Below are 12,496 nucleotides of genomic sequence, written 5' to 3'. Positions count from 1 at the left end.
CAAACACAAGAGCCGGGAGACCGAAATGTCGGTAAGTGAACCATCTGATTTTCTGCGGGACGAGCCATGGCGTGAACGCATCTTCAATGGCGACTGGCTACGTCCATTGGGCGGCAGCCATAGCGTCATCGAACCGGCCACCGGCGAGGTGTTGACCGTCACCGGTTTGGCCGATGCAGCGGACATCGCGTTTGCCAGTCTGAACGCCGCTCGTGCTCAACCGGCCTGGGCGGCGTTGGGACCACGGGAACGCGCAGAGATCTTTCGTCAAGCTGCCGCATTGGCTCAGCAACACTTTGCCGAACTGGCGTTGTACATCGCCCGGGAAAGTGGCGGCAGCCTGTTCAAGGGTGAACATGAGGTCCGTGAGGCGATCGTGTTGCTGCATCAGGCGGCCGGGCTGCTGTCGCAACCCCATGGTCTGGTTCTGCCGAGCGAAGCGGGGCGGTTGTCCTATGCACGCCGGTTGCCCCATGGCGTGGTCGGGGTGATCTCGCCGTTCAACTTTCCCCTGGTGTTGTCCCTGCGTTCGGTCGCGCCGGCGCTGGCGGCGGGCAACGCCGTGGTGCTCAAGCCCGATCCGCAGACCCCGGTCAGTGGCGGTTTCATCATTGCCCGGTTGTTCGAGGCGGCCGGTCTGCCCAAGGGCTTGCTGCAGGTGTTGCCGGGTGCGGCGCCAGCCGGAGAAGCGCTGTGCCGCGATCCGCATGTTCGGATGATCGCGTTCACCGGCTCCACCGCAGCGGGGCGCAAAGTCGCGGAGCTGGCTGGGCGTCATCTGAAAAAAGTCGCCCTGGAGCTGGGCGGCAAGAACTCGTTGATCGTGCTCGAAGACGCCGATCTCGAACTGGCGGCCAGCAACGCCGCCTGGGGTGCCTGGCTGCATCAGGGGCAGATTTGCATGGCCACCGGACGCATCCTGGCCCATGAGTCGATTGCACAAGAACTGGTCCGCCGGCTGGCAGAAAAGGCACGGGCAATCACGGTCGGCAATGCCGCTCGCGGTGAGGCGGTGCTGGGGCCGTTGATCAACAAACGCCAGCTGTTGCGAGTGCATGAAATCGTTACGGAGAGTGTGACGGCCGGGGCAACTCTGCAAGCCGGCGGTGAGTATGAGCAGCTCTTCTACCAACCCACGGTGCTTTCCGGTGTGCGCCCGGGCATGCGTGCATTCGACGAGGAAATCTTCGGCCCGGTGGCCACGGTGGTGAGTTTTGCCAGCGACGATGAGGCCATCGACCTGGCCAACCGCACCGAGTACGGCTTGTCCGCGGGGATCATTTCGCCCTCGGTCGGGCACGCGATGGCGATGGGTGAGCAACTCAATTGCGGGCTGCTGCACATCAACGACCAGACAGTGGCCGACGAATGCATCAATCCCTTCGGCGGACGCGGCAGCTCAGGAAATGCCGGCAGCGTTGGCGGCCCGGCCGACTGGGATGAATACACCCAATGGCAATGGGTGACGGTCAAGGATAAGGCGCCGCGTTACCCGTTCTGACGGGCCGGTTTTTCCGGGCCGACAAGGTAGGTCGGCTCACCGAGTACACAAAAATAATAAGAGGACTCAACATGAAACTCGACAACAAGATTGTGCTGGTGACTGGCGTCTCTTCGGGTATCGGCGCGGCCACGGCAAGCCTGCTGCGCAGCCACGGCGCCCACGTGATTGGCGTGGACCTGAAGGCGCCGCACATGACCCTGGATGGTTTTGTTCAGGGCGATCTGAGCAGTGCCGAGAACATCGACCGGTTGCTGACGCAGCTACCGGCACGGATCGACAGCCTGTGCAATATCGCCGGGGTACCGGGCACTGCAAACCCGCAACTGCTGGCGCGGGTCAACTACCTGGGGTTGCGCCACTTGAGCAGCGCGTTGCTGCCACGCATCAACGCTGGCGGCAGCATCGTCAATATCGCCTCGATCCTCGGCGCCGAGTGGCCGTTACGTCTGGAACAGCACAAGGCACTGGCGCGCATCGAAGGTTTCGCCGCCGGGCAGGCCTGGCTGGCCGAGCACCCGGTACCGGACCAGACCTGCTACCAGTATTTCAAGGAAGCCTTGATCGTCTGGAATTACCTGCAGGCCCAACCCTGGTTTCTCGAACATTCGGTGCGCATGAACAGCGTCGCGCCAGGTCCGGTTTTCACACCGATCCTCGGCGACTTCGTGAGCATGCTCGGTGAGGCCCGAACCCAGGCCGATGCCCATCGCATGAAACGCCCCGCTTATGCCGATGAGGTAGCGGCGGTGATCGCTTTCCTGTGTGCCGACGAGTCGCGCTGGATCAACGGCGTCAACCTGGCCGTCGATGGCGGATTGGCCTCCACCTACATCTGAAATGCACACCTGTAGACAGCGGCGCAAGCCGCTACCTGTGGCGAAGCCATGCCAAAAATAAAAATAATGAGGAGCGTCCATGGACAACGTTAAACGTTGCTTTCGTTTCAAGCATTGCGCCCTGTTTCTGGCGTTATGCAGCGCCGGTGTGATGGTCGAAAGGGTCGAGGCCATGCAAATGGACCTTGGTGATTCCGACTGGAAACTGCGTTGGGACAACACCATCAAGTACAGCCAGGCCTGGCGTCTTCAGGGGCAGGACAGCCGATTGGTCAACGCACCGACCGCCAACGGCCTGTATCCCTCGATCCAGAGTCAGGGCGATAAAAACTTCAGCAGTGGCCTGGTCTCCAATCGTCTGGACCTGTTTTCCGAAATGGACCTCAGCCGGCAAAACTATGGCCTGCGCGTGAGCGGCGCAGCCTGGTACGACGATATCTACAACCAGGACACCGACAGCAGCGAGCAAACGCATTTCCTCAGCGAAACCCGCAAGCTCCACGGTCGCGACGCTGAAATTCTCGACGCCTTCGTGTTTCTGCGCGGTGACCTCGGTGAAGACTCCCAGGGCGTGATGCGCCTGGGCCGACACAGCCTGATCTACGGCGAAAGCCTGTTCTACGGTGGCAACGGCATTGCCAATGCACAGGGCCCGACCGATGTGGTCAAGTTGCTCAGTGTGCCGGGGACCCAGTTCAAGGAGATCCTGCGTCCGGTCAATCAAATCTCCGGGCAGTTGCAGATCAACCCGCAGTTGTCGGTGGGCGCTTACTACCAGTTCGAGTGGGAACGTTCCAATGTGCCCGGCGCCGGCAGCTACCTGAGTGATGTCGATGCCATCGGTTACGGCAGCGGTTCACTGCGCGAAGTGTTCGGCAACGACACGGTGAATGGCGGCGATTTGAAACCGCGAAATTCGGGGCAGGGCGGTATGCAGATCCGCTTCAAGCCGACCGGCACCGAGCTGGAGTTGGGTTTCTACGCTGCGCAGTATCACGACAAAACCCCGACCGGCCTGTACGCCTACCTCGACGGTACGGCTGCGGCCGCCACCGGGTTGCCGATCCTGAGTTCCTATCGTCAGGTCTACGCCGAAGACATCAAGACTGTCGGCGTCAGCTTCTCCACCGCTTATGGGCCGTTCAACTTTGCCGGTGAAACCTCCGTGCGCTGGAACGCGCCGCTGGTGAGCAATCTGCAAGTGGTGAACCCTGGCGTGGCGGCCGATGGCGACGATAACTCACTGTTTGCCAGGGGCAAAACCGCTCACGCCAACCTGTCGGCGATTTACCTGTTATCGCCCACCGCATTTTGGGACGGCGGCTCGGCACTGGCCGAGCTGGCCTGGAACCGCACCCTGAGCGTGACCGAGAACGCCGCCGCGCTGGATGCCAACACCACCCGCGATGCCACGGCGCTGCGGGTATTGGTGGAGCCGGCGTACTTCCAGATTGTCGACGGGATCGACCTGACCGTGCCGATCGGCATGGGTGTGGTACTCGATGGGCGCTCTTCGGCGGTCAACAAATCGGGTTTCGGCAATACCCATTCCGGCGACTGGAGTGTCGGGCTCAAGGCCACCTACCTGCAGCGCTGGGATGTCGGCCTGAACTACGTGAACTTCTTCGGTGCCCCAAAAGCCGGGCTGCGCGAGGACGGCAATTTCAGTTACGGGCAGTCGTTGGCCGACCGCGACTTCGTCTCGCTCTACGTGAAAACCTCATTCTAATAAGGTGGATTCGCCATGCAGAACAAAGCATTTCTCAACACTTGCGTCCTCACCCTGGCCCTTGCCGGCATGAGCCTGGCGCAGGCGGCCGTGTCGCCTGAGCAGGCTGTACGCTTGAAGACTGAACTGACACCCCTTGGTGGCGAGCGCGCCGGCAACGCCGATGGCAGCATCCCGGCCTGGCAGGGCGGTTACACCAAGGTCGCGCCGGGCTACAAACCGGGTGACAAACGTCCCGATCCATTCGCCGGTGAAAAACCGCTGTATTCGATCAAGGCCTCGAACATGGAGCAGTACGCCAATGTATTGGCCGAAGGCACCAAACTGCTGCTGAAGAAATACCCGGACTATCGCCTGGACGTCTACCCGACCCATCGCTCGGCGGCAGCCCCGCAATGGGTGTATGACAACACCGGCAAGAATGCCACCCGCGCCACGCTGGACGTGGCGAGCGAGAAAGTCACCGGCGCCTATGGCGGCATCCCGTTCCCGATCCCGGAAAACGGTACGCAAGTGCTGTGGAATTATCGATTGTCCTGGCAGGGTGGCGACACCATCAGTTCGCCTTTCGATACCTGGCTGATGACCGCCGGCGGCAAGAAAGTCCAGGCGACCCGCGCCCAGTACACCTACCAGTTTCCCTACTACGTTGAAGGCGGCAGCCTGGAAAACTTTTCCGGCAAGTACCTGGTGGGCAAGCTGCTGACCGAACTGCCGTCGTCCAAGGCCGGCGAAGGCCTGATGACCCATTGGGACATGGACCCGGCCAACCGCGCGGCCTGGCAGTATCTGGTCGGTCAGCGCCGGGTGCGCCGGGCGCCGAACATCGCCTACGACACCCCGGACTTCGTGACCTCGGGGGTCGGTCTGTTCGACGAAGCGTTCATGCTGTTCGGGCCTACCGATCGCTATGACCTCAAGCTGATGGGCAAGAAAGAACTGATCGTCGCCTACAACAATAACCGCGCCGCTCTGGCCAAGAGCGACGACCTGGTCAAACAAAACTTCCTCAATCCTGACCTGGTGCGTTGGGAGAAACATCGGGTCTGGGTGGTCGAGGCCACGCTCAAATCCGGCAAGCGCCATGTGGTGCCGCGTCGCACCTACTACATCGACGAAGACTCCTGGCAGATCCTGATGGCCGACGGGTATGACGCGCAGGGCAAGCTCGGACGGCAGATGTATTCGCTGACGCTGCTGGCGCCGGACCTGCCGGCCCTCACCGCGCAGGTCATGTGGGGTAGCTACAACCTCGACACCGGGGCTTACTTCCTCAACTCCTCGAGCAACGATCTGGCGGTCCAGTACCAGAAAGTCGCGAAACCTTCGGCGTCCTATTTCACGCCGGATGCCATGGCCAACGAAAACATGCGTTGAACCTGAGGGGGCCGTGGTGGGTGAGGGTGCGCGCTACGGTCGCTTGTGACTTTGCGAGTGGGATACCGACATGATGGTGCAAAAACGCTATGCGGGCTTCGGCCTGCGCCGGGGCGCCTGCGTCCTGGCATTGGGTTTGATGGCGTGTGTGTGCGACGCCCAGGCGAGCACGTTTGCAGTGCTGCAGCAGCCGGCACTGCCGACCGCCAAGGCCCAGCGCGCGGCATTGCTTGGGCTGACCCGGGCCGGCGAGCGACTAGTGGCGGTCGGCGAGCGCGGGATCGTACTGCTTTCGGATGACGCTGGAAGAAATTGGCGCCAGGCCAGTGTGCCGGTCAGCGTCAGCCTGACGGCGGTGCAGTTCGTCGATGCCGAGCAGGGTTGGGCGATCGGTCATCTGGGCGTGGTGTTGCACACCGAGGACGGCGGTGAAACCTGGCACAAGCAACTCGACGGCGAACGCGCCGCCGCGCTGGCGGTGCAGGCCGCTGAGCGCGATGCCAATCAACCGGGCGGCGCCGGCAACCTGGCGCAGACACGGCAGATGCTCGACGACGGACCGGACAAACCGTTCCTCGACCTGTACTTCAGTGACCGCCTGCATGGCTACGTCGTTGGCGCCTATAACCAGATCTACCGCACCGACGACGGTGGGCGAAGCTGGCAGCCGTGGATGCAGCATGTGGACAATCCGCAGGGCTTGAACCTGTATGGCATTCGCGTCTCGGGCAACGATCTGCTGCTGGTGGGGGAGCGCGGTTTGCTGTTGCGTTCGACCGATGCCGGGCATTCATTCCAGGCCTTGAAGTCACCTTATGAAGGCAGCTTTTTCGGCCTGCTCGGCACTCGCGGCGGCGCCTTGATTGCCTATGGTTTGCGCGGTAACGCCTGGTGGTCCGATGACCGTGGCGGCAGTTGGCGACGCCTCGACACCGGCATCGAATCAACACTGTCGAGCGCCATCGAACTGCGCGATGGCAGCCTGCTGTTAGCCAGCCAGGGCGGCGAGCTTTTATTCAGCCATGACCAGGGTCGTAGCTTCGACAAACGCCAGAGCCGCAGCGGCGGGACTGTCGCGGCCGTGCAACAGGCGGTCGATGGCAGTCTGGCCAGCGTCGGTTTGAACGGTGTGGCCGCTGACCAGGATCCACGGGCCTCCGCCAAACCTTGAATCTTCACGGTGCAGCGCTATCGGGCCACGGCCCGTGCAACAGGAGTCAGACTTGAAAGACGACAAAACCCAAACCGTGATCGGCCGCCTGGCAGACTTCGACCAGGCGTCGGGCAACTTCGCCGAGCGGGCGATCTTCAACCATCGACCGCTGGTGATCCTGCTGTGTCTGCTGGTGACGCTGGTGCTCGGCTGGCAAGCCACGCGCATCGGCATCAATGCCAGTTATGAGAAAACCATTCCCACGGGGCATCCCTATGTCGCCAACTTCCTGGAGAATCGCAGTGAGTTGAGCGGCCTGGGCAACTCGCTGCGGATCGCCGTGGAGGTCAAACAAGGCAGCATTTTCACCAAGGACTATCTCGACACCCTGGCCAGGCTCAACGATGAGCTCTATCTGCTGCCGGGTGTCGACCGGCCCTACATGAAATCGTTATGGACCCCGACCACGCGCTGGACCGCCGTGACCGAGGAGGGGCTCGATGGCGGCACCGTGATCCCCGACGACTACGATGGCTCGGCGGCCAGTATCGAACAGGTGCGGACCAACGTCGCGCGTTCCGGTGAGATCGGTCAATTGGTGGCCGGCAACTTCAAGTCCAGCGTGATTTTCGTGCCGTTGCTGGACATCAGTCCGCAGACCGGCAAGGCCCTGGACTACGGCGAGTTTTCCCGGCAACTGGAAGCCCTGCGGGACAAGTACCAGAGCGACGACCTGCGAATTCATATCACCGGTTTCACCAAGATCGTCGGCGACCTGATCGAGGGACTGACCCAGGTGCTTCTGTTCTTCGTGGTGGCGGTACTGGTGACGGTGTTGGTGCTGTTTGGCTATACCCGCTGCGCGCGCAGCACCCTGGTGGTGGTGACGTGTTCGCTGGTGGCGGTGCTCTGGCAGCTGGGTCTGCTCGCCATCCTCGGTTATGAATTGGACCCGTACTCGGCGCTGGTGCCGTTTCTGGTGTTCGCCATCGGCATGAGCCACGGCGCGCAAAAGATGAACGGCATCATGCAGGACGTCGGTCGCGGCACCCACCGGGTGGTGGCCGCGCGTTATACCTTCCGCCGACTGTTCGCGGCCGGCATGACCGCCTTGCTCTGTGATGCGGTGGGCTTCGCGGTGTTGCTGCTGATTAATATCCGGGTGATTCAGGATCTGGCGATCACCGCCAGCCTCGGTGTGGCGGTGCTGATCTTCACCAACCTGATTCTGTTGCCGATCCTGCTCAGCTATATCGGTGTCAGCCCGGCAGCGGCGCAACGCAGCCTGAGTTCGGAAAACGCCGAACTGCAGGCACAGATCAAGCATCCGTTGTGGCGCGTGCTCGATTTGTTCACCCAACGGCGCTGGGCCATGGGCGCCATGCTGGGCGCTCTGCTGCTGGCAGCGTTCGGTTTTGCCGTGAGCCTGCACCTGAAGATCGGCGATCTCGACCCCGGCGCTCCGGAGTTGCGGGCTGACTCGCGCTACAACCGCGACGCGCTGTTCATGACCCAGAACTATGCGGCCAGCTCGGATATTTTCGTGGTCATGATCAAGACTCCGGAAGATCAGTGCACCCGTTACGCGAGCCTGTCGGCAGTGGATGCGTTGGCCTGGCGGCTGGAGCAATTGCCCGGTGTGGAGTCGACCACCTCGATGGCGGCGCTGAGCAAAATCGCCACGGCCGGTTACAACGAAGGAAACTTCAAATGGTATGAGCTGATCCCCAATGACGGTGCGCTGGGCGCCGTGCAAACCCGTGCTCCGCGGGAGCTGTTCAATCAGGGCTGCTCGATGTTGTCGCTGTACGTTTACCTGGCCGATCACAAGGCCGATACCCTGAATCGGGTGGTGCAGGCCAGCGAGAAATTCATCAGCGAGCATCAGGTGCCAGAGGTCAAATTCATGCTGGCCGCCGGCAGCGCCGGGATCGAGGCCGCGACCAATATCGTGGTGAAAAAATCCATGCGCGAGATGCTGTTCTGGGTCTACGGCGCGGTCAGCCTGTTGTGCCTGCTGACCTTCCGCAGCTGGCGCGCAACCCTTTGCGCGATGCTGCCGCTGATGCTCACCTCGATTCTGTGCGAGGCGCTGATGGTGGGGCTGGGCATGGGGATCAAAGTCGCGACCCTGCCGGTAATCGCACTGGGCGTGGGCATTGGCATCGACTACGCGCTCTACGTCTTGAGTGTGATTCTGGCCCGCATGCGTGCCGGCGACACCCTGGCACAGGCGTATTACCAGGCGCTGCTGTTCACCGGCAAAGTGGTGTTGCTGACCGGCATGACCCTGGCGGTCGCAGTGTCGACCTGGGCGTTCTCACCGATCAAGTTCCAGGCCGACATGGGGATTCTGCTGGCGTTCATGTTCCTGGTGAACATGCTCGGCGCCCTGATCCTGCTGCCGGCCCTGGCCTGGCTGCTGCTGCCGCAGAAGGTCTTCGCAAAAAAGCCTGAAGCCAGCCGGCATGGGCTGTTGGTCAAGGAGGGCTGAGGACTCGGCAAGCGCTACACGAGGACGGGGACAGTGAGGACCGACTAGCCGTTTTCGGCACAATTACGCCAATGCCTGTTACGGCGGAATGGAACTTGCCTCCCCAACAGTCTGCAAGACTTGTGTGCCCAACAGGAAAGGTCCATGAATAACAATAACCCTAGCGTGGAAGGCGCCACCGGTACGCCGGACATGACTGCGGCGATTCATCGTTATCGCACCAACGACATCGATCAGCACGCACAGAACATGGACGGCTGGCAGGTACGCTATGACCAGCTGACGCCCGGGCGCTTTGAAGGCGAGTTGATCGAGTTTCGCGCCGGATGGATGCAACTGGCGCGCGACCGCTCTAATCAGGCGATGCTCAAGAGTGGCAGCGCCTGGAAGGGAGCCATCACCTTCAGCGTGCCGCTGAGCGCTCAGGGGGCGGTGTTTTGTGCGGGGCATCCGATTCATGAGGCGAGCCTGTTGGTGGCCCATGGTGATCACTTGCCCGATCTGCGCACGCCCGAACATCTGGATCTGTTGGGGGTGGCGGTTGATGTCCAGGCCCTTGAACATGTGCTGGAGCGCCAGGGCGCCCGGTTTCAAATTACCGATCTTCCCAAGTGTTACCGTCTGGGGGCTTCCTCGGTGCAGGCTGAGTTGGCGGCGCTGTTCGACGAGCTGGCCGCTGCCGATCAAGGCCACGACAGCCTGCTGGGCTATGAGGCGATCCGTCATGGCATTCGCGATGCCGTGATGGTGCAACTGCTGGAGCTGGTCGCGCCGGATCAGGCCGCGCCCCTTAACCCGACGGCGCGCAAACGCATGGTCGATCGTGCCAGGGAATACGCGTTGGGGCATCTGGACGAACCATTGTCGATCCTCGATCTGTGCAATCACATCGGTGCCAGCCGACGCAAACTCCAGTACTGTTTCCAGGAAACCCTGGGTATCAATCCGGTGGCGTATTTAAGGGCGTTGCGCCTCAATGCAGTGCGTCGTGAACTGCGTGACAGCCCCCATGAACATGGGGTGCAAGAGGTGGCGGCGCGTTGGGGCTTCTGGCACCTGAGTCGCTTTGCCAGCGATTACCGCACACTGTTCGGAGAGACGCCCTCACAGACCTTGCGTCGCCATTAACTGTGCTGAAAACGGATAACCCGCCTACCGGAGTCGTTACTAGGATGGCCCACACCATTTGGTTGGGAGGGGCATTCGATGAATCACAAGAACAACAACTCAGGCATCAGCCGCGTCACTGTGTTTACCCTGGGGCTGTTCGGCCTGTGCGCCGGAGCACAGGCCACTGAAAACGGAGCGCCGACCACCGCGGTAGGCGTCTATGACTTCGGCGCCGGGATGATGCCGCCGGCCACGCCATTCGGCACCCTGGGCCTGCGCACGGCCTACTATTCGGCCAACGTGCAGAAGGACCGCCACGGTCGTTCTCTGGACAACAATCTCTCCCTGGACGTGCTGTCCATCGGCCTGGCCTATATGCGCATGACGGACTACAGCGTCCTCGGTGCCCAATACGGTTTCGGCACGGTGGTGCCTTTCTTCAAGATGGATGCTTCCCTGGAGGTGCCGACGCCGGGCGGTCCGTTGAAGCTTGAGGCCGATCCGTTCCGCCTGGCAGACGTGCAGTTTCTGCCGCTGATCCTGCAGTGGAACCTGTCGCCCAACCTGTTCGTCAACACCCAGTTTCAGATCCAGGCCCCCACCGGCGACTACGACAAGAACCGGCTGATTTCCCCCGGGCTCAATCACTGGACTTTTTCCCCCATCGTCAATGCCACTTACATCAGTGACACCGGCTTCGAGGTGTCATCGAGCTTCGAGGTGGACATCAACACGCGCAACCCTGCCACTGACTACAAGAACGGCGTGGAGTACCGGCATGAGTTCGCCGTGGGCCAGCACTTCGGCCCCTGGACCGCCGGTATCGGCGGGTACTACTACCGTCAGTTCACCGATGACGACGCCCCGGGCCTGACGAGTGGCAATCGCGCCAGGGTGCTGGCTGTGGGACCAGCGGTGAGCTACGTCAAACCGGGCCTGCCGCCGGTCTGGCTGCACCTCTACAAAGAGCAGGGCGCGAGCAACCGCGCCGAAGGCTACACCGTCGCCTTGCGCGTTTCCCAAAGTTTCTGAGGACCGGACCATGACTTCTGTGCATTGCGCTTCAACCCTGGCGACGCCTGTCGTGCGTCAGGCCACGGGACGCCGCGAAGGGCTGGTGCTGGTGCTGGGCAGCAGCCTGACCATCATGGGCTCGGTGATGATCGCGCCGATCCTGCCCAAACTCGGTGCCGAGTTCGGGCCGCTCACTTCCCGGGCCGACCTGCTGGTGCCACTGGCGGTCACCGGACCGGCGCTGGCGATTGCGCTGTGCGCGCCCTTGGCCGGTTGGCTCGCCGATCGAGTCGGGCGCAAGGCGTTGCTGGTGATCGCCACCTTGCTCTATGCCTTGCTCGGCGCGTTGCCGGCGGTGCTGGGAGATCTGCAGTCCATCGTCGCCGTGCGCCTGCTGTTCGGGGTGGCCGAGGCGGCGGTGATGACCTGTTGCGCGACCCTGATCGGCGACTATTGGCAGGGCGAGGAACGCTTGCGCTACATCAATCGTCAGGTGGTCACCATCGGTTTGGTCGGTGCGTTGTTCTTCGTCGTTGGTGGCGCTTTGGGCGAGCACTCCTGGCGCTTGCCGTTCCTCCTCTATTTGCTGCCGCTGCTGCTGGTGCCGGCCATGATGAAGGTGCTCTGGGAGCCGGTTCGTACGCAGCCGTCCGTTGAGGTTCAGGGACCGGAGCGGGTGGCGATTCTGCCGCTGGTGTTGGGTTATCTGCTGATCCTCGCGGGCATGGTGCTGAGCTTTGTGGTGCCGGTACAGACGCCCATTTTGCTGGTGGGTCTCGGGGTCACATCCAGCACCCTGATTGGCCTGTCCGCCGGCTTGAGCCTGCTGGCCACCCTGGGCGGTTCCCTGGCCTGGCCGCTGCTGCGTCGACGCTTGGGGATCGCCGGCACCAATGCGGTGTTGCTGCTGTTGTTGGCGCTCGGGTTGTGGTTGCTGATGCGCGGGCAAAGCTACAACCAAGTGGTGTTGGCGGTGGTGATCCATGGCCTGGGCGCGGGATTGCTGGTGCCCAATGTCATGGCGCCGATGATGGAGGCCTTGAGTGCTCGAACCCGTGGTCGGGGATTGGGAGGCTTCACCGCGTGCCTGTATTTCGGTCAGTTCGTCAGCCCCTTGGTGGTGGCGATGCTCGGCGCGTTTGCCGGCGACCTGCGTCACGCCATCGAATGGCTGGCCTTTGCCAGTCTTGCTGCCGCGTTGCTTTGGGCGATCGCCGGGTTATCGCGCCGCCGCTCGAACTCTTCCGTGCCATCCACCCATTCGTCATTGAAATAGATC

Annotated in this window: 9 protein-coding genes; all 9 read left to right on the top strand. The window is 62.1% G+C overall.

Annotation, left to right across the window (positions count from 1 at the left end; all coding sequences use genetic code 11):
* Positions 1 to 25: 25 nt before the first annotated feature.
* A complete protein-coding gene (locus PSH69_RS17140) occupies positions 26 to 1,501 on the top strand; it encodes a benzaldehyde dehydrogenase (protein WP_305409192.1) in 1,476 nt (491 codons plus the stop codon).
* A gap of 71 nt (positions 1,502 to 1,572) precedes the next feature.
* Positions 1,573 to 2,340, top strand: a complete 768-nt coding sequence (locus tag PSH69_RS17135) for a coniferyl-alcohol dehydrogenase (RefSeq protein WP_305409191.1) — start codon at positions 1,573 to 1,575, stop codon at positions 2,338 to 2,340.
* Positions 2,341 to 2,419: 79 nt separating this feature from the next.
* Positions 2,420 to 4,069: a DUF1302 domain-containing protein gene (locus PSH69_RS17130; protein WP_305409190.1), complete on the top strand. Its 1,650-nt coding sequence runs from the start codon at positions 2,420 to 2,422 to the stop codon at positions 4,067 to 4,069.
* Positions 4,070 to 4,084: 15 nt separating this feature from the next.
* Positions 4,085 to 5,446: a DUF1329 domain-containing protein gene (locus PSH69_RS17125; RefSeq protein ID WP_305409189.1), complete on the top strand. Its 1,362-nt coding sequence runs from the start codon at positions 4,085 to 4,087 to the stop codon at positions 5,444 to 5,446.
* A gap of 70 nt (positions 5,447 to 5,516) precedes the next feature.
* A complete protein-coding gene (locus PSH69_RS17120; RefSeq protein WP_305409188.1) occupies positions 5,517 to 6,617 on the top strand; it encodes a YCF48-related protein in 1,101 nt (366 codons plus the stop codon).
* Positions 6,618 to 6,669: 52 nt separating this feature from the next.
* A complete protein-coding gene (locus tag PSH69_RS17115) occupies positions 6,670 to 9,093 on the top strand; it encodes an RND family transporter (RefSeq protein WP_305409187.1) in 2,424 nt (807 codons plus the stop codon).
* A 144-nt stretch (positions 9,094 to 9,237) separates the two neighbouring features.
* Entirely contained in the window at positions 9,238 to 10,221 is a 984-nt protein-coding gene (locus PSH69_RS17110) for a helix-turn-helix domain-containing protein (protein WP_096480362.1), read from the top strand.
* 78 nt (positions 10,222 to 10,299) lie between these two features.
* Complete coding sequence (locus PSH69_RS17105) at positions 10,300 to 11,235, top strand: transporter (RefSeq protein ID WP_138867365.1); 936 nt, start codon at positions 10,300 to 10,302, stop codon at positions 11,233 to 11,235.
* 10 nt (positions 11,236 to 11,245) lie between these two features.
* On the top strand, positions 11,246 to 12,493 hold the full coding sequence (locus tag PSH69_RS17100) for an MFS transporter (protein WP_305409186.1): 1,248 nt from the start codon (positions 11,246 to 11,248) through the stop codon (positions 12,491 to 12,493).
* Positions 12,494 to 12,496: the final 3 nt, after the last annotated feature.

Source organism: Pseudomonas sp. FP1740, assembly GCF_030687165.1.
GTDB lineage: Bacteria > Pseudomonadota > Gammaproteobacteria > Pseudomonadales > Pseudomonadaceae > Aquipseudomonas.
This window is presented reverse-complemented; position numbering and strand designations above follow the sequence as displayed.